Source organism: Arthrobacter sp. Ha26 (assembly GCF_059091705.1).
Window position 1 is genome coordinate 376,514 of the sequence record NZ_JBNHGX010000002.1, and the last position, 18,107, is coordinate 394,620.

Sequence of the window (18,107 nt, forward strand, 5' to 3'; positions counted from 1 at the left end):
GGATGAAGTGCTTCCGGGATCCGGAGGCCTCCTTTACTTAGGAAGAGGAACGAAAAATGGGATTTATTGCATTCTTGATTCTCGGACTTATCGCTGGTGCGATCGCTAAGGCGATCCTCCCGGGCAGGCAGGGTGGCGGCTGGCTCATCACCCTGGTCCTGGGCGTCGTGGGAGCACTCCTCGGCGGATGGATCGGTGGAATGATCTTCGGCAGCGGCCTGCAGGAGTTCTTCTCCCTGCAGACGTGGCTGCTGGCCATCGGCGGCGCGCTTATCGTGCTGCTGGTTTACGGCCTGGTCACGAACCGCGGCGCGCGCCGCTAAGCGGAGCGAAGCCAGGGAAGCCGGCCTGGGGACACCATCCCCGGGCCGGTTTTCCCTTTCCCGGCCCTAGGATTGTCCCGGGGCCGGAACTGAAAACCTTCTCACGGAGCAGGAGTTCATCATGAAAAACAAACTTCTTTTGGGCGTCGGAATCGCCGCCGGGTACGTTCTCGGCTCGCGCTCCGGCCGGGCAGCCTACGACAAACTCAAAGCCCGGGCTGCCGGAATTTGGGATAGCAAGCCTGTCCAGGACAAGGTAACCGTAGCCACTGAGGCCATCAAGGAAAAAGCACCGGAAGTGGCCGATCAGCTCACTGAGGCGGCACGCCGTGCAGGCACCGTCATCGGCTCCGCAATGCACCGCGACGGATCCTCCGGCGATGGCAAGCCTTCAACGTCCGACGGCGGCAGTGCCGCAGGTGCCTCTGGCGGCACAGGTTCCCCGGGGGCCGCATCGGGTACTCCGTCCTCGGCGGCAGGCCTGGACGACAGCCATATCCCGGCACACAGCACGCACCCCGAGACCGTCAACCTGGATACGTCCATCAGTGATTCGGACTCTAAAGCGTAGCTAGTGCGTCAGCTCGTTACACTGCATTCCCCGTGTGACAAGGCGCTGCCGCGCTAATGTGCTACAACTTGATAGTTTTGCTGGCCGTCGCGATCCTTGGGGGACGCGGCGGCCGGCGGCGTTTTAACCAACTGCTGTCTACTGAATAGCCTCTCCAGTGGCCAGCAACTTGGGCTGACACGTGCTGCTGTTGCCAGCCGGCCGGGTTTTCCACATAGCTTCTGTTGCAGCCACTTTTGTCAGTGCCCTTTGGCAGAGTTGACCTATGGAAGCCATTGGGGAACAGTTCGAGGAGTTCGGCGGTAACGTCGTGGTGCTCGGTCGAGCGGGTGTTGCCACCCCACCGGGCCCTTCGGGATTCGACGCTCCGGCAGCTGGCGCCTCCGGCTCTATTTCCGGCTCCGATTCTTACGACGACGACACCCGGCTTAGTCCCCGATGGCCCCTTCGCGCCGTACCCACCGAGCCCTCGCATGCTGGCACTGCGTCAGCCACGTCGGCACAAGGGCCCGACGAGACTGAATCCGCGCCTATCGGGCTAACAGAGGCTAAATCCGATTCAGCCGCGTCTGCGCCGGGGGCGGTGCGGTCAGATTCCGTGGGTGCCGGGGAGCCCCTGGGTCTGGCGGAGATCGGCAGGCTCGTGGGGCAGGCCGCTGCTGCCGCGCCGTCCATGCTTGCCGGGGCCAGCTACGTTGAAGCCGCCACCTACGCTGCTGGAGTGGAGGATCTCTCCCGGACCGTGGAGTATCTGCAGGTCCTGTCCGCCGGGACCGTGGACCGGACCCGGACCGAGGCCATCGCCGCCGCGGACGCCGCACGGGCCAGCCGCTCCCGCGCGGGCAAGGGCTGGGTTACCGGCTGGGACAACGGGGTCGAGACCTTGGACGAAACAGATGCCAACTGGCCCGGCCCACCAGCAGCACCCCTCACCTCACCGGCCGATGACGGCTGCGCCAACACCGCCGAGTTCCTCCGGCTCCTCCTGCGGATCGGCAAAAGCGAAGCCAACCGCCGCCTCGCCCTGGCAAGAGACATCCTGCCCACCCCAACGCTCACCGGCGACAGCATCCCCGCACCCCGCGAACACCTCGCCGCCGCCCTCACCCCCATACCCACATCCGCCAACAACAGCGCCGGCGCCGAAGACCCGGCAGTGGCCCAGGCCCCGGACGCCCCGGTGGTGTCGTCCCGCGCTGGGACGATCATCGCCCTGACCCTGAACCGGCTCCAGCACCTCACCACACCCGAGAAACTGTCCCTGATCGAGCAGCACCTCACCGCCACCGCAGCGGCATCAGATCCGGACTTCCTCAGCCGCGTCGCCCGCCGCTGGGCCGACACCATCGACGCCGACGGCACCGAACCCAGCGAAGAAGCCCTCCGCCACAGCCAAGGCGCCTTCATCCGCAAACCCCGCCACGGACTCCACCACCTCGAAATCTTCGCCACCACCGACCAATACGAACACCTCCTCACCGTCATGAACACCGCCACCAACCCCCGCACCACGGGCCCCGCCACCAGCACCACTAACCAACCCGCCAGCACCGGCGGCGGCAACGGCGGCAACGGCGGCAACGGCGGCAACGGCGGCAGCAGCAAAGGCGTCAATGAAGACACCACCGACAATGCGGGAGCTGACGGGAGCGCCGGCAACCCAGCCGGGCCGGACCTGGACCGGCGCACCCGGCCGCAAAAACAACTCGACGGACTCGTTGGCGCCGCCAAAGTAGCCCTAGCCACCGACAGCCTGCCCAGCACCGGCGGCAACCGCCCCCAGATCATCGCCACCATCAACTACCAAGACCTCCTCCCCCACCACCCCGGCACCGTGAACACCGACGCGGGCATCGGCAGTGGCACAGGCGCCGCCACGGGCGCAGGGACATGCCCCGGCACGGGCATAGGGATGGGGACAGGCTCCGGCACCGGCACCGGCAATTTTGTGTTCACCGGGCCCGTCGCCGCCGCCACCCTGCGCAAAATCGCCTGCGACGCCGACATCATCCCCGCTATCCTCGGCACTCACGGCGAACTCCTGGACCTCGGCCGCAAAACCCGGCTCTTCAGCCCAGCCCAACGCACCGCCCTCATCGCCCGCGACCAAGGCTGCGCCTTCCCCAACTGCACCATCCCCGCCCCCTGGTGCGAAGCCCACCACATCACCTACTGGTCGCACGGCGGACACACCACACCGGACAACGGCGTCCTGCTCTGCAGCGGCCACCACCACCTCATCCACAAAGAACAATGGACCATCACCACCACCAACGGCACCCCCTGGTTCACACCCCCAAAACACCTCGACCCCCACCAAAAACCCCACCAAAACCACTACTTCAAACCACCCCCACCACCAACACCCCGCCAATGACCAACGGACCTAAAACGCGGTGCAGTTCGCCGCGGGCAGCACCAGAAAAGCCCGACGGCCGAATCAGGACTCAACAGCCCGATCCAGCGCCTCTCCCCTAACCTGGCAGCACCCGCTCAGGCCTGTCCGACGGGACATAACAGGCATGAGGTTGCCGAATACCGCGAGGAGGCGCCAAGAGTGACAGCTACTGAACTCGTGGAGTGCCCACCACGACCGTTCCGTCCAGCTCCTCCGAGTGAACCGTTCGTGGGGCCAGTCCTGCAGCAGCCATAATCGCGGCAGTCCCGGCTGCCTGCCGCTCACTGGTTTCGATGACGAGATGACCTGCCGGGCCCAACCACTCAGTGGCTTCGCCGATAACCCGGCGGTGGAGGCTTAGGCCGTCCGGCCCGCCGTCGAGCGAGATCCGTGGTTCGTAGATCCTCGCTTCCGGAGGCATAGTGGGCAGCACCTCTGTGGGAACGTAGGGAGCGTTTACGACGATGAGCTGGACCTGCTCCCTAAGCCGTGAGGGAAGCGCTGAATAGAGGTCGCCCTGGTGGACCTGTCCGCCTACAGCTGCCAGGTTCCGGCGTGCGCACTCCACCGCTGCGGAATCGATGTCCGCCGCGTGAAGCTCCATGACCGGCACTTGAGAAGCAACGGCCACACCCATGGCTCCCGATCCACAGCAAAGATCAACAACGATGCCGGGTTCAACACCCGCAGCCCTACTTTCCCGCAGCAGTGTCACCGCCTCCGAAACAAGGAGTTCCGTACGTCGGCGCGGAACGAAGACACCGCGATCAACAGCAATGCGAAGTCCACTGAACCCCGCCCAACCAAGAACGCATTCAAGCGGCTCACCTGCAACGCGACGCCCAATCCATCGGGTCAACTCTGCAGGATTTGGCGCTTCAACCAACAGCAACTGCGCTTCTTCTTCGGCGAAAACGCAGCCCGCCGCCCGCAACAGGTTAACAACGTCAGCAAAAACGGGACGGGCAAGGGGTCCGGGACGCAGCATGGAAACGCCCTTCGGTGGGCCAGCGGGCATTCGCGGGTCTTCCAGCGGTTCGTCCCCCACTAGCCCTGGCGGCCCGGACGGCACCGGGAGAAAGTGCCCGAAACAGATGAAACAGGAACCGGAGTCACCTCCTTTTGGCGTGGCTGGAATCCAATGCTAAACCGTAATTCCACCGAATGATGGGAGTTTCTTGGCAGGATTGACCTATGACTTCCCACGCCCAGCAGCCCATCATCTGGACCGGCACCTACACCCCCGACGGAGGCGGCAGGGCAGAAGGGATCGGAGCCGTGTCTGCCCGCCCTGACGGGACATTGGAATGGTTGGGCACTGCAGCCACGGCTGATTCGCCCTCGTTCATCGCTGTCCACCCCACTTTGCCCGTGGTGTATGCAGTGGCCGAGCAGCGCAAGATGGTACGGGCCTTCCGCCGCACGGGTGATTTCGGCCTTGAGCCGCTTGGCAGCCCGGAACGCGCCGGGGAAGCGACATGCCATGTGGCCGTGGATCCGAAGGGACGTTTCCTCACCGCAACCTGCTGGGGCGATGGGCAGGTGCTGTTGTACGAGCTGGATTCCGACGGCGGCATCACGGCACGCTTCCCCGCTGCCCCGTCAGTGGATCCACACGCCGCCCAGGTCCCGGGCGAGCCTCGGCAGAGCCGCGCCCACGCCAGCCTCATGCTGCAGGACGGCAGAATCATGACAACCGACCTGGGGCATGACACCCTGCGCATCTGGAACTATGTGCGGGGATCAGGACTGGAAGCAGACCATGTGGTGGCCCTCCCCTTCGGCTGCGGGCCGCGCCACTTGGTGCAGCATTCCAATGGCAACGTCTTTGTGGTTTCCGAATACTCCATCGAGGTCTTCGTCGTCAGGCCCGAAGCAGGAACCTTCGAACTCGTTTTCCGCGGTCCGGCAACCTCGGGCGGCAGCGTGCCTGATGACTCGGCTGCAGAAATCTGCCTCGACCAGGAGGAACGGCACGTGTACGTAGGCGTCCGCGGTTCCAACCTCCTGAGCGTGCTGGAGGTCGCCGCCGACGGGACGGAACTGCTCCCCGTCCAGGACTTTCCCAGCGGCGGAAACTGGCCGCGCCACCACATTGTCCGGGGAAAGTGGCTCCATGTTGCCCACGAACGCTCGGACAACATTGCCACCTTCGAGCTGGATCCGGCCACCGGGTTGCCCGGGCCTTTGGTCCACAACCTCCAGGCACCTTCACCAACCGCCCTGGTACCGGCCCTCAGCAATGAGGGCGTCTGATGTAGGGCTCCTCCAGCATCAAGACCCGGTGCAGAGGCTTTTCCTAAACGCTGGAGTAATCCCGTGCAAGCGCTTACAGTTGTGACGTGGTTCACAAAGTCGATCCGGCTTTACTGAGTCCGGCGTTCTCGCGCCACACCCCTTGCCCCCAAGCAAGCCTGTACAGCAGCGCAGCTACCAGGAAAGGTCTCATTCCTTGATATTCCGCACCCTCCCCGGCGCATTCCCATGCTCCGGAACGAACACCGCCACAAAACACACATCAACCATCACAGCTCAACAGACCGCCTGCCAGCTGGAGAAGAGCGCCCGGACCCCGATAGCAGCCAGGGGCACGGCACGCACAGCCGCTGCCCTCGTGGCCGCCATAGTCGCCGTGTCAGCCTCGGTTCTCCCCGTGCATGCGGCCCCGGGTGGAAAAGACCCAGTCGGCAACGGCCAGGGCAAGAAAACCCAGGCCTCGACGTCGGCCCTGCACAGCCTGCGGGCGCCCGTCACGGACGAGAACTTCTATTTCGTCATGGCAGACCGCTTCAACAATGGGAGTACCAGCAATGACGACGGCGGCCTGGGCAGTGAGCCCATGGTGTCCGGCTTCGATCCCACCAAAAAAGGGTTTTACAACGGCGGCGACCTGGCTGGCCTGCTCGACAAGATCGACTACATCCAGGGCCTGGGCACCACGTCCATCTGGCTGACTCCCAGCTTCAAAAACAAGGCAGTGCAGCCCGAGGATAAGTCAGCCGGCTACCACGGCTACTGGGTCACGGACTTCACCCAGATCGATCCCCATCTTGGCACGAATGCCGAACTTAAGGCCCTCATTGATGAGGCCCACAGCCGCGGCATGAAGGTGTACTTCGACATCATCACCAACCACACCGCGGACGTCATCGGCTACGAGGAAGGCGCCCGGAAGGGATATGTCTCCAAGGATGCCGTGCCGTACAAGACGGCCCAAGGCAACGAGTTCGATGACCGGGACTATGCCGGCACCGAGAGCTTCCCCGAACTGGACCCGGCCACCTCCTTCCCTTACAAACCTGTGCTTGAAGCAGGCGAAGAGAACCTGAAGGTTCCGGCCTGGCTGAACGACCCCACGCTCTACCACAACCGCGGAGACACCACCTTCGTGGGCGAGGACTCTTTCTACGGTGACTTCTTCGGCCTGGATGACCTCTTCACGGAACACCCCAAGGTGGTGGACGGGATGAAGGACATCTACAAAAGCTGGATTGGCGACTTCGGCGTGGACGGCTTCCGGATCGACACCATGAAGCACGTGAACAACGAGTTCTGGCAGGAATTCGGCCCGGACGTGCTCAGCTATGCGAAGGCACAGGGCAAGGACGAGTTCTTCATGTTCGGCGAGGTCTTCGACACCACCAAGAGCTTCACCTCGCAATTCACCACCCGGAACAAGATGCAGGCAGTCCTGGACTTTCCCTTCCAGGACGCAGCCCGTAACTTCGCCTCCAAGGGCCAGGACGCCACAGCCCTGGAAACCTTCTTCGCCGGCGACGACTGGTACACGGACGCGGATTCGAACGTCTACCAGCTCCCCACGTTCCTGGGCAACCACGACATGGGCCGCATCGGCAGTTTCATCGCCGCTGACAACCCCGGATCAACCGACGCCGAGCAGGTGGCCCGCGACCGGCTGGCCCACGAGCTGATGTACTTCTCCCGCGGCAACCCCGTGATCTACTACGGTGACGAACAGGGTTTCACCGGTCCCGGCGGCGACCAGGATGCCCGGCAGACACTCTTTGCCAGCCAGGTGCCGGAGTACCTCGACGATGACCTGCTGGGCACTGACGCCACCCACGCGTCGGACAACTTCAATACCGCACACCCGCTCTACGCCAAGATCAGCCAGCTCGCGGAACTGACCAAGGAGCACCCCGCACTGCGTGACGGCGCCCATCAGCACCGCTTTGCCTCGAACGGCCCCGGCATCTATGCGTTCTCCCGCACCAATGCGGAGGACCAGCGTGAGTACGTGGTGGCATTGAACAACAGCGAGCAGCCCCAGACTGCGGAAGTGCCCACCTACATCGCCAAGCGCTCCTACACCAGGATTTACGGCGACGGCGCGGACGAGGCCAAAACGGCCGAAGACGGCAAGCTCACGGTCACCGTTCCCCCGCTGTCCGCCGTGGTTTACCAGTCCTCAGGCCGGATTCCGCACTCCAAGGAGGCGCCCGCCGTCGGACTCCAGGAGCCGGCCGCCGCCCAGGGTGACAACGGGCGGCTTAAGGTGACGGCCGACGTCGACGGATCCTCGTTCTATGAGGTCACCTTCGAGGCAAGGACGGCAGGCGGCGCGTGGGAGGCCATCGGCACGGATGACACCGCACCGTACCAGGTGTTCCACGACGTGGCGGCCCTGGATGCCGGAACTGCCGTGGAGTACCGGGCAACCGTGCTGGACAATGGCGGGCACACTGCTGCTTCCAAGCCCCGCTCCGCCACGGTTCCTGCTCCTGTACTCACGCTTCAGAAGCCCGTCGAGGGCAGCAGCGTGAAGGGCTCGGTGGAGCTCAGTGCTACGGCAGACCCGGAAAAGGCCAGCCACGTGGTGTCCTTCGAACGCAGCGTTGCCGGCGGGGACTGGACCGCTGTGGGTTCGGACGACTCCTCACCGGTGTACTCCGTGACCGATGACGTGTCGGGTGTCCCGGACGGCACCCAGGTGCGGTACCGCGCCGGCATGGCTGGCCCAGGTTTCGCTGTGACGAGCGAAGTCCGGACCGTCACCGTCGGCGACGCTCCGCAGCCGGAGTCGGTCACGGTGGCAGGCTCCTTGAACCAGGCCATGGGCTGCGCCGCACTGTGGGACCCAGCATGCACCCAGGCCATGATGGTCCTGGATCCCGCGGACAACATCTGGCGCCTCACCACTGACCTTCCTGCCGGAACGTACGAGTACAAAGCCGCGCTGAACGGCAACTGGGATGTGAACTACGGAGCTGACGGCGCCTTCAACGGGTCGAACATTGTGCTCGAGCATCCGGGCGGGCCGGTCACGTTCCGCTACGACAACAGGACACACCTACTCAGCAACGTGTATGCCTCGCAGCAACCGCAGGCCGTTTCCGTTGCCGGCAGCCTGGACTCTGAGTTGGGCTGCGCCGGCGACTGGCTGCCTGAATGCGACCAGGCCCAGTTGGCACTGGATCCCGCCGACCTGGTGTGGAAGCTGGCCGTGCCGGACCTGCCGGCCGGCAGCTATGAATTCAAGGCTGCGCTGGACCGGTCGTGGAACGTCAACTATGGCGCCAACGGCGTGCCCAACGGCGGCAACATCTCATTTGTGCACGACGGCGGAGCAGCAACCTTCCGCTACGACCACTTCACCCACCTGATCACAGCGGACTAACAGCAGCGGTGGGCCCCGTCCGCAGGGTTCCCTGGCCGAGCTTGCGAGGCCAGGGAACCCTGCCCGTCCCCGCGTTGTGGCAGGCAACCCGTCCGCTAGCTTCGAACAGTGTGCCCGAGGGTGGTGACGAGCCGCCGCACGGCATCCTCCGCTGTGGGGGGCGTTCCAAAAACCTCGGCCTGCCGGCTTGTGTCGGCAACGTAGCGGCCCGTTTGAAACCAACCGATCATGGCAGCCAGGTCCTTTGCCATCGGGTTGACCGGCCCCAGCAACGCTCCCGCTGCCCGCAGCAGGCCAACCGGAACTGACTGCGCACGGATCTCCTCACCGGTCAGCCGTTCGGCAATGTCGGCAAACTCCTGCATCGAGATGGGCCTGTCCCAGCCGATATCGATCCGTTGGCTCTCCACGCCGGGAGCATCCACCGCGGCGGCGAGGTATCCGGCGAGATCCGCCGTGAGCACAAAGGTGAGCGGGATTCCTGCCGAGCCGAACCACCTTATTTTGTGTTTGGTGATGGGGTCTCCGCCAAACCGGGTCACCTGGTCCAGGAAAGCCCCGGGACGCAAAGCCACAAACGGCACCCCGAGGGCCTGCAACCGGTCCTCCATCAGCCGTTTATGCCAAAAATGCGGGACGTCAGGGGTCTGGTCACACGTGAGGATGCTGGTGAGGACGAACCGGCGTACCCCGGCACGCCTGGCAGCATCAGCGAGGTTGGAGTTGCCCACCGTGTCGATCTGCGGGTTGTCTCCCTTCCGGTGCCTGGTGTAGCCCGCGGCCGAGGTAACCACGGCATCGGCACCGGTCATGGCACGAAGCAACGAATCGGGGTCCATCATGTCCCCACGCGCAATCTCCACGCCCGAGGACTGCAGCCGGGAGGCATCCGACCCCGGACGCACCAGGGCACGCACCGGCTTCCCCCGATTCATCAGTTCGGTGACCACCTGGCTGCCCAGCATGCCGGTACCGCCTACAACGAGTACTGGTCCTTCACCCATCGTCCTCTCCTGACTGTTGGCCCCACTGTCGGGCAGGACCCTGACCCGGCGGCCTGGGTTGGCCACCTGCCCTAACTGCGCAGGGCTGCCTCCACCGCCGCGAGCAGCGAGTTGAACCGCGCGTTGACGGGAAGATCGTCAAGGAAGACGGGCCGGCCGTCCGGTCCGCCCAGCGGGACCTGCCAGTTCGGGTAGAGGGCCTCGGTGGTGCCGGGCTGGTTCTGGACCCGCCGCTCCCCTACTGCGTCCACCAAAGCAACACCCAGCAGGACCGATGGGGCCTGGGCCAGCAGCAGGTGCAGCGCCTCGATGGTCGCTTCTTCACTCCCGGCGGCGGCGCCCGCACCGCTCTCCGGCAGGTAGCCGCGCTCCCGCAGCAGGGCGAACATCTTTTCCAGCGATGCGTTGTGCTCGGCCCGTTCCTCGGCTTCGGAACGCTCCAGCAGGCCCAGCCCGCTGCGCAAGGCCACGTGGTCCCCTGCAAGGTAGCCGGCGGTGGGCGGAAGGTCGTGCGTGTTGACACTGGCGAGTGCCTGCGTACGGTACTTTTCCGGCGCAAGGGGCGAATCGCCGTCGTACTCGAACCACAGGATGGACGTGCCCAGGATGCCGCGGGCGGCCAGGTAGTCCCGGACCCAGGGCTCGAAGGTGCCCAGGTCCTCCCCGATAACCACGGCACCGGCCCGCTGGGCCTCCAGGGCGAGGATGCCAATCAGTGCCTCATGGTCGTATTTCACATAGGCGCCGTTGCCGGGAGTGTTTCCGGCCGGGATCCACCAGAGCCGGAAGAGGCCCAGGATATGGTCCACGCGGACCCCGCCGGCATGGCGCAGCACGGTGGCGAGCATGTTCCGGAACGGGATGTAGCCGGCCTCCGCCAGCTTGGCAGGGTGCCATGGCGGCTGGCCCCAGTCCTGGCCCTGCTGGTTGTACATGTCCGGCGGCGCCCCCACGCTGGTGCCCTGCGCCAGTACGTCGCGGAGGGTCCAGGCATCGGCGCTGCTGTGATCCACGCCCACCGCAAGGTCGTGGACCACACCAAGACGCATGCCGGACCGCAGCGCGGCACGCTGGGCGTCTTCGAGCTGCTCGTCGCAGATCCATTGGAGCCAGCGGTGGAAGCCGATCCGGTCTGCGAGCCTTTCCCGAAGCGCCTCGGTCTTTGGCGTGCCGAGGGTGGTGGCGGGATCGGACCAGAAGGGGTCCCCAGCCGGCACGTCCTCGCGGAGGGCGGACCACAGGGCAAAGTCATCGAGCCCCTGGCCGGAGATGCGGCAGAATTCGTCGAAAGCAGCCTGCCGGGCCGGCGAGCGGCGGGCATGATAGAGCAGCTCGAGGGCCTGGAGCTTGGCTGCGTAAACAGCATCGCGGTCCAGCCGGTGGCCCTCTTTGTTCAGCCCGGACACCTCTTCATGGAGCTTCTCCACCACGGCGCGCCTGCGGGGTTTGAGGTACGCCACTTCGGGGATCGCTTCAATGCGGATGTAGAGCGGGTTGAAAAACCGCCGGGTGGACGGCGAGTACGGCGATGGCTGCACGGGCGGAACCGGCTCAGCGGCGTGCAGCGGATTGACCAGGACGTAGTCCGCCCCGCGGGTGCCGCTGAGGGCGGCGAGGTCGGCCAGGTCTGAAAAATCACCGATGCCCCAGGACCGCTTGGAGCGTACCGAATAGAGCTGGGTGGCCAGTCCCCAACCGCGGCGCTCCTCCAGGGGTGCCGCGGTGGTCAACCGGGTGGGCACCACTACCAGGGTGGCGGATGCGGTGGCACCTTCGGATTCGGCATGCAGGGTGTGCCATCCCAGCGGCAAGTCCAATGGGAGCGCGAAGGTGGCACGTCCGGTGGCAACGCCGTCGACATCCTTGGGCTGCATCCAAACGTCCTGTTGGACAGCATCCACGGACCCGGCACCGCCCTCAAGCGTGATGGCCAGCCGGGCGGTGGCGCCGTCGCGCACGTGAACAGGTACCTGCGCGGGCTCGCCCTGCTGGATTACGACGGCGGGCGGCAGCATCCGCCGCCAGGGCGCCATTTCCGCTTCCACCAGCGCCTCTTCGATGAGCTGGTTGGTGTGCGCCTGCACGCCGAGGGAAGCGAGGACCTTGATCAAGGTTTCTTCTGCAACAGTGTGCGGCAGCCCATCCCAGCCCTGGAAGGAGGTTCCCACGCCGTGCACATCCGCCAGTTTCTGCAGGAGGTGCGGATCCACGGGCGCCCCGGCGGCAGATTCACGGGCAGCGGGCCGAAAGCCCGGCGCGTCCGCGGGCGCGTGCGGTGGTGGAAACTGCTGCTGGTCTGAAGCCGTCATTCGTGTCCGCCTCGTCTGGTGTGATGTGGCCCGAACTTAAAGTGCTGCCTGTTGCACCGGGCGTCTGCACCCCCGCGCACAATCGTTGGTTCAGATTATTGCAGGCCGGGGCACAGGCGAAACCCAGCTTGGTGTGAGTCGGAGTTCAGGGCTCGAAGTGCGTGCTGACTGCGCCCGTGCTGACCTGGTTCAGGATGTCCGCCGCGAGATCACGGAGTTTCCGGTTCCGGTGGCTTGAAGCCTTGGTGAGGACCTCCATCGCTTCTTCCTGCGAGCATCTGTTTTGGGCCATCACCACCCCGCAGGCCAGGTTGATCACCGTGCGGTGTTCCAAGGCCGCTCCGAGGTCCTCGGCCAGGTTTTGGGCATCGGCAATCCTCAGGGCAAGCCGCAGTGCCCGTTCCGCAAGCGCGGCATGAGCCTGCGCCGTGTGGACCACCTTGTCCCTGAACACCCCTGGCTCGCTGGCGAAGAAGTTCAGCGCCGCGGCCTGGCTGTCATCCAGTGCCAGGGGGACACCCAGCACGCTGCGGCAGCCGTTAGCGGCCAGGAGTTTCTGGTATTCAGGCCACCGGTGATCCGTCTCCACATCGGCGAGGATCACGGGTTTCATCGTTTCCAGTGACGTCAGGCAGGGCCCCTGTCCCAGCTCCTGCTCAAGTTTGTCCAGCAGCAGTGCGTGCTCGCTGCTCCCGGCGACGGTGGCACTGTGCTTTCGCCGCCGGAGGGTGACGCCGCATTCGATCAGAGTGCCTGCGGTCTCTGTCAGGGTGGCGGCCGCCAGGACGGACAGATCGGTAAGGAAGCCGCTCACGCTTGTGCTGCCGATAATCATGTCGTGCAGCTTCGCGAACTGCTCGTCGCTGCTGGGAGTGTCCATGCCTCAATATATGCGACTTCGCACCCTTCCGGCCGCTCCATAAAACGTCACACCCGGGCCGGTGCATTACTCCAAAAGTCGAAAAGAGAAGCACTAAGGCGGAATTCTGCCGGGTCGCAACCGATCTGTGTAGCGTCGTGACGACCAAGGGCGCTTGCCAGAAGAGCGTGCGGAAAAGTCGTAAGGAGACAGGGAAGATGAGCCTCAGCGAACTGCGGCTGTTCGGGCGATCAGGGACGCCGATCAGCCCGCTGACCCTGGGCACCATGAACTTCGGCGAGGGAACCGGCGGGGCACCGGGCGCACCCACCGGAGCTGAGGAGAGCATCCGGATCATCCACTCCGCGCTGGACGCAGGCATCACCTCGATCGACACTGCCGACGTCTACTCACAGGGAGAATCGGAACAGGTTGTAGGGCGCGCACTGCGCGGCCGCCGGGACGACGTCTTTCTGGCCACCAAGTTCCACGGCCAGATGAGCCCCAATCCTGCCCATTCAGGGAACTCCCGGCGCTGGATCACCCAGGCAGTGGAGGGCAGCCTCCGCCGGCTGCAGACGGATCGGATCGACCTCTACCAGGCGCACCGGCCGGACTACAACACCGATGTCCTGGAGACCATCACCACCCTCAACGACCTGATCCGGCAGGGGAAAATCCTCTACTACGGCACCTCGGTGTTCACCCCGGCCCAACTGGTGGAGGCCCAGTGGCTTGCCACCACGAACCACCTCATTCCGCCGCTCGGCAACCAGGTGCCGTACTCCATGCTGGTGCGGGCCAACGAACGCGACGTATTCCCCATTGCCCAGCAGTACGGGCTCGGCGTGCTGGCTTACGGTCCGTTGGCCGGCGGCTGGCTGTCCGGCAGCTTTGTCCTGGAGTCCGGGAAAACGTCCGCCCGGGTACATTCGCTCCCCGGCCGCTATGACATCTCCGGCCCCTCGAGTGAGCGGAAACTGCATGCAGCGGACGCCCTGGCGCGGCTGGCGGACAAGTTGGAGCTCCCGCTCGTGGATCTCGCCATCGGCTTCGCCCTGACTCACCCGGCCATCAGCAGCGTGATCATCGGCCCGCGCAGCGAAGAGCACCTGGCAGCTTACTTGAACGCGGCCGAGGTCCAGCTGGGAGAGTCGGTCCTGGACGCGATCGATGACGTTGTGCCGCCGGGCACCAACTTCGTGGAGCGGGACGCGGGCGCCATCGTTCCCTCGATTGAGTTCGCGGAATTACGACGACGATAATTGAGTCCCGCGGCGGGCCTGCCTGGAATGCCTGTGGCAGGACGCCGTTGCCATGGTTCCCGCCGTGCCTATCATGGCTTTTGTGGGAGCTCTCTACACGGTGGGGCACGGGACCGCTTCGCAGGAAGAGTTTGAGGCGTTGCTGAAAACTGCGGGAGTGGTGTCCCTGGTGGACGTCCGCATCGGGCCGGGCAGCCGCAAGCACCCGCATTTCGGCAAGGACCTGATGGCAAGGTGGCTTCCGGCCGCCGGCGTCAGCTACCGCTGGGAACAGCGTCTGGGCGGATTCCGAAAGCTTCCACCGGAGTCACCGGACATGGCCTTGCGGAATGACTCCTTCCGGGCCTACGCGTCCTACATGCGCAGCGAAGCGTTCCGTGCCGCTGCGGCAGCGTTGGTGGCTGACGCACAAGATGTTCCCACCGCCATCATGTGCAGCGAAACCCTATGGTGGAGATGCCATCGAAGACTGATCGCCGACCATTGCGTCCTGCTCGCGGGCTTGCCGGTGGAACACCTGATGCCCCGGTCCCGGCCGGCCGCGCACGTGCCGACTGCAGGCGTCAGGGTCCTGGAAAGCTCCCTGCTCTATGACGTGATGGGATGACCAGCTACTGAGCCGCGCCCTGGGCCGAAGTGATGCCCTTGACTGGAAAGGGCAAGGCTCCTACGGTCAATATCGATAGTCCGCAATGAGATTTCAAGGCGTCCAATGGCAATGTCCGAAGAGGAGCGGAGGCTCCTCAAGGAGCTGGAGCTCGGGCTGATAGCCGACGATCCCCACCTGGCGATGGAACTGCTGTCCGGTTACCCGTCACGCCGGTTCCGCTCAGGCGTCTACTACGGTTCAGCCGCGGGCCTGCTGGGCCTTGTGCTCCTCATTGCCGGCGTAAGCGGCCACAGCATCGGCGCCGGCGTCACCGGATTCCTTCTGATGGCCCTTGGCACCTGCCTCGCCCTGGGCAAGCGCGCGGTCAACCGCAGTCGCCGGCACGGGCAGGCGGGGTAGCCGTCGTCCATCTGCTGGCTCCGTTTGCCCTTCAGCACGCGGAAGCAGGAAGGCCAGGCCGGCCAGGACAGCGGCAGTTCCGATCCAGCCCGCGGCCGGAAGGCGCTCCCCCACCACCAGGACAGCGAGCACCGCTGCCACTACAGTTTCCACCAGGGAAAGGCCGGTGGCCGTGCTTGCGCGGATACGGGCCAGGCCCCAGCCGAACAGGACGTACCCGGCAAACATGGGAACGAATGCCATGTATGCGCCGACACCGAAATTCGTCCAGGACTCGACGAGCGGGCGCCCGGTGAGGAAGAGAACAGGCATCAGCAGCACTCCGCCGGTTCCAAAAACTGCCCCCATTGTGGCCCGGGAGGACAAACCGTCGCGGATCAGGCGATGCGCAGCCCATGAGTAGAGCGCGTACGTGGTGCCCGCAACCAGGCCCAGGACGATTCCCACAGGTGCCGACCAAGAGCCCATGGCAAAACCAAACCCGGCATCGCCGGCCCGGTAAGAGCCCTCGGGCCGGTGCCCCGCAATGGACAGCACCACCGCGCCGCCGACGCCGAGGAACGCGCCACCCAGCCACCGGCGGGTGAGCAGTTTCCGGTCGGCCAAGCGCTCGATCACAGCCGCGGCCACAGGGGCTGAGCCAATGGAGACCACCGTTCCCACCGCTACGCCGGCAAGATGCATCGAGGTGTAGAAGGCCAAGGGATAGACCGCCACGGCCAGTGCCCCCAGCGACACCAGCGGCCATTGCGCCAGCAGGCCGCGCCATTGACCGCTGATCGGCCTTGCAGCGTACAGGGCCTGAAGCAGACCGCCCACCCCCATCGCCACGGCACCAATGGCCAGGGGGCTCACCGCCGGGGCAAACGTGGCCGCCGTTCCGGTAGTCCCCCACAGAACCGATGCCGCCAGCACAAAGACAGCACCCCAACCCGGCCCGGACAGATGGCCAGCTCTGGAGGGGCGGGCAGCCCAGGACGGACGGCCGGCCAAGGTCGAGCGGACGGTCCAGGTCGGGCGGGCGTTTCGCTGGAGCGGCCGGGCTGATCCGCCCGTGGAGGACCTCACAGCTCGTCCAGCATCTGCGCGGCAATCGTTCGGCCTTCCCGTAATCGGGCATCCCCGCCTTCGAGCCCGGCCCGGACCATGGCGCCCTCCAGCAGGAAGGCCAAGTGGGCGCCAAGCCGGGCCCGGCGTCCGTCATCTCCTGGAAGCAATTCCCCGAGGTGCCCGGCCAAGAGCGACTCGACTTCTTCCTTATGCCGCCGGACGGCCAACCGGCCAGGGCTGCCGCCGGGAAGTTCTGCCGCCGCGTTGAGCAGTCCGCAGCCGCGGAATCCGTGTTCGTAGGCGAAGTGTGCGTGATCCAGGTACGCGTCAAAAATAGCCAGCACCCGGTCCTTGGGCACGGCAGCATTCTCCAGGCGCGCCCGGTACAGGCCCAGCCATTCTTCATGCCGGGCTTCGAGGTAAGCGGCCACCAGGTCCGACTTGGACGTGAAGTTGTTGTACAGGCTCTTTTTTGCCACGCCCGCCTCCGCAGTAATGGCATCAATCCCCGTGGCACCGACACCCCGGGCATAAAAGAGCCTGGCCGCCGCATCGAGCAACAACTCCCGGGCACGCTTCTTTGGTGGCAGGGATACGTCAGCGTGGCCCACGGTGGCTCCTTATCGTCATGGTAGGTAGACCAGTCTACCTATAACGCCGAAAAATGCCTTCCATGCCGAATGGTGGTGCTGGAAAACGCCCGCAGGCGTACCCTGAAGGCAATTTCCGTGCTCTCCAGAAACGCCAGCAATAGGGAGTCCATGCGGCAAAAGTGGGAAGCACTGGGACAGTGAAACGAGCTGAAGTCCGGAGGAGCCGGTGATGGGTTCAATGGAGGGGCGCCTGGCCCTCGTAACGGGAGCAACCGGCGGGCTGGGGAACGCCGTGGCAACAGGGCTGGCACGCGAAGGGGCGGTGATTGTCGTCGTCGGGCGCTCCATTGCAAGGGCGGAGGAGGCCATAGCCGGCATCCGTGCCCAACTCCCGGCCGCACAGCTCGAATCCCTGCCCTGCGACCTGTCGTCGCAGTCCTCCATCCGCTCGGCCGTGTCAGACTTCCTGTCCCGGCATGAACGGCTGGACGTACTGGTGAACGCAGCGGGGGTGTTCCGGAAGGAACGCCACGTAACTCCGGATGGACTGGAGCTGACCTTCGCCACGAACGTGATGGCCTATTTCCTCCTGACCAACCTGTTGCTGGACGCACTCAAGCATGCCTCAGGCGCTGGCGGAAATGCGCGCATCGTCAATGTGGCGTCCAGGTACGGCAAAACCAGGGTGGACTTCGACGACCTCCAAACACTGAACGGCAAATACAGCTACCTTCGCTCCACGCCGCCCACCATGCTGGCCCGGGTCCTCCTCACCCAGGAGTTTGCCGAACGGCTACGCGGAACGGGAGTGGTGGCAAACGCCGTCCACCCCGGGCTGGTCAAAAACACCGCCCTGCTGCAGGACGTCGGCGGCCCGTTCCGCTGGATCACCAACACGTTTGGCGCCCCCGCGGAAAAGGCTGCCGACACCGCAATCTGGCTTGCCGGCGCACCTGAAACCGCGGAGGTTACGGGAAAGCTGTGGACAAAGCGGAAGGAGCTTCCGACGCCGGGAATGGGCTCGGACCCCGAAGCCCGCCGGCGCTTGTGGGAGGCGTGCAGCCGGTTGGCCGGACTTTCCTGACATC

14 protein-coding genes and 1 pseudogene are annotated in these 18,107 nt (G+C 65.1%); 9 read left to right on the top strand and 6 right to left on the bottom strand.

The window, feature by feature from the left end; genetic code table 11:
* Nucleotides 1–56 precede the first annotated feature (56 nt).
* The 3 genes from AC5RVY_RS07290 to AC5RVY_RS07300 all read left to right on the top strand — a co-directional run bounded on the left by AC5RVY_RS07290 (nt 57) and on the right by AC5RVY_RS07300 (nt 3,271).
* Nucleotides 57–323: a GlsB/YeaQ/YmgE family stress response membrane protein gene (locus AC5RVY_RS07290; protein ID WP_285250152.1), complete on the top strand. Its 267-nt coding sequence runs from the start codon at nt 57–59 to the stop codon at nt 321–323.
* A 121-nt stretch (nt 324–444) separates the two neighbouring features.
* Entirely contained in the window at nt 445–894 is a 450-nt protein-coding gene (locus AC5RVY_RS07295; protein ID WP_493954034.1) for a YtxH domain-containing protein, read from the top strand.
* A gap of 265 nt (nt 895–1,159) precedes the next feature.
* Nucleotides 1,160–3,271, top strand: coding sequence for an HNH endonuclease signature motif containing protein (locus AC5RVY_RS07300; protein ID WP_493954035.1), 2,112 nt, complete (start codon nt 1,160–1,162; stop codon nt 3,269–3,271).
* A 187-nt stretch (nt 3,272–3,458) separates the two neighbouring features.
* Here AC5RVY_RS07300 and AC5RVY_RS07305 read toward each other — a convergent pair whose 3' ends face one another.
* Entirely contained in the window at nt 3,459–4,310 is an 852-nt protein-coding gene (locus tag AC5RVY_RS07305) for a putative protein N(5)-glutamine methyltransferase (RefSeq protein WP_493954036.1), read from the bottom strand.
* A gap of 176 nt (nt 4,311–4,486) precedes the next feature.
* Between AC5RVY_RS07305 and AC5RVY_RS07310 the strand changes: the two genes are divergently transcribed.
* Nucleotides 4,487–5,548 carry a lactonase family protein gene (locus tag AC5RVY_RS07310; protein WP_493954037.1) on the top strand — a complete coding sequence of 354 codons (1,062 nt, stop codon included), beginning with the start codon at nt 4,487–4,489 and terminating at the stop codon, nt 5,546–5,548.
* A 358-nt stretch (nt 5,549–5,906) separates the two neighbouring features.
* Nucleotides 5,907–8,930: an alpha-amylase family glycosyl hydrolase gene (locus AC5RVY_RS07315; RefSeq protein WP_493954038.1), complete on the top strand. Its 3,024-nt coding sequence runs from the start codon at nt 5,907–5,909 to the stop codon at nt 8,928–8,930.
* Nucleotides 8,931–9,025: 95 nt separating this feature from the next.
* Here the strand turns inward: AC5RVY_RS07315 and AC5RVY_RS07320 are convergent, their stop codons facing one another.
* The 3 genes from AC5RVY_RS07320 to AC5RVY_RS07330 all read right to left on the bottom strand — a co-directional run bounded on the left by AC5RVY_RS07320 (nt 9,026) and on the right by AC5RVY_RS07330 (nt 13,123).
* Nucleotides 9,026–9,934 carry an SDR family oxidoreductase gene (locus tag AC5RVY_RS07320; protein ID WP_493954039.1) on the bottom strand — a complete coding sequence of 303 codons (909 nt, stop codon included), beginning with the start codon at nt 9,932–9,934 and terminating at the stop codon, nt 9,026–9,028.
* 71 nt (nt 9,935–10,005) lie between these two features.
* A complete protein-coding gene (malQ, locus tag AC5RVY_RS07325) occupies nt 10,006–12,243 on the bottom strand; it encodes a 4-alpha-glucanotransferase (protein WP_493954040.1) in 2,238 nt (745 codons plus the stop codon).
* Between the two features lie 145 nt (nt 12,244–12,388).
* On the bottom strand, nt 12,389–13,123 hold the full coding sequence (locus AC5RVY_RS07330; RefSeq protein ID WP_493954041.1) for a GAF and ANTAR domain-containing protein: 735 nt from the start codon (nt 13,121–13,123) through the stop codon (nt 12,389–12,391).
* A 197-nt stretch (nt 13,124–13,320) separates the two neighbouring features.
* Here AC5RVY_RS07330 and AC5RVY_RS07335 point away from each other — a divergent pair, with 197 nt between their 5' ends.
* The 3 genes and pseudogenes from AC5RVY_RS07335 to AC5RVY_RS07345 form a co-directional block, all read left to right on the top strand.
* On the top strand, nt 13,321–14,367 hold the full coding sequence (locus tag AC5RVY_RS07335) for an aldo/keto reductase (protein ID WP_493954042.1): 1,047 nt from the start codon (nt 13,321–13,323) through the stop codon (nt 14,365–14,367).
* A gap of 73 nt (nt 14,368–14,440) precedes the next feature.
* On the top strand, nt 14,441–14,974 hold the full coding sequence (locus tag AC5RVY_RS07340) for a DUF488 domain-containing protein (RefSeq protein WP_493954272.1): 534 nt from the start codon (nt 14,441–14,443) through the stop codon (nt 14,972–14,974).
* A 111-nt stretch (nt 14,975–15,085) separates the two neighbouring features.
* A pseudogene (locus tag AC5RVY_RS07345) lies at nt 15,086–15,259 on the top strand (DUF3040 domain-containing protein); the annotation flags it as partial.
* On the opposite strand, the gene AC5RVY_RS07350 reads toward AC5RVY_RS07345, so the two are convergent.
* Both AC5RVY_RS07350 and AC5RVY_RS07355 read right to left on the bottom strand, forming a co-directional pair.
* Nucleotides 15,215–16,321, bottom strand: a complete 1,107-nt coding sequence (locus tag AC5RVY_RS07350; RefSeq protein ID WP_493954273.1) for a DMT family transporter — start codon at nt 16,319–16,321, stop codon at nt 15,215–15,217. The pseudogene AC5RVY_RS07345 and the gene AC5RVY_RS07350 sit on opposite strands and share 45 nt — an antisense overlap.
* 119 nt (nt 16,322–16,440) lie before the next feature.
* Nucleotides 16,441–17,037 carry a TetR/AcrR family transcriptional regulator gene (locus AC5RVY_RS07355; protein ID WP_493954043.1) on the bottom strand — a complete coding sequence of 199 codons (597 nt, stop codon included), beginning with the start codon at nt 17,035–17,037 and terminating at the stop codon, nt 16,441–16,443.
* Between the two features lie 211 nt (nt 17,038–17,248).
* On the opposite strand from AC5RVY_RS07355, the gene AC5RVY_RS07360 reads away from it, so the two are divergent.
* Nucleotides 17,249–18,103 (top strand): SDR family NAD(P)-dependent oxidoreductase, encoded by an 855-nt coding sequence (locus AC5RVY_RS07360; RefSeq protein ID WP_493954044.1) that lies wholly within the window; start codon nt 17,249–17,251, stop codon nt 18,101–18,103.
* The last annotated feature ends 4 nt before the right edge of the window (nt 18,104–18,107 follow it).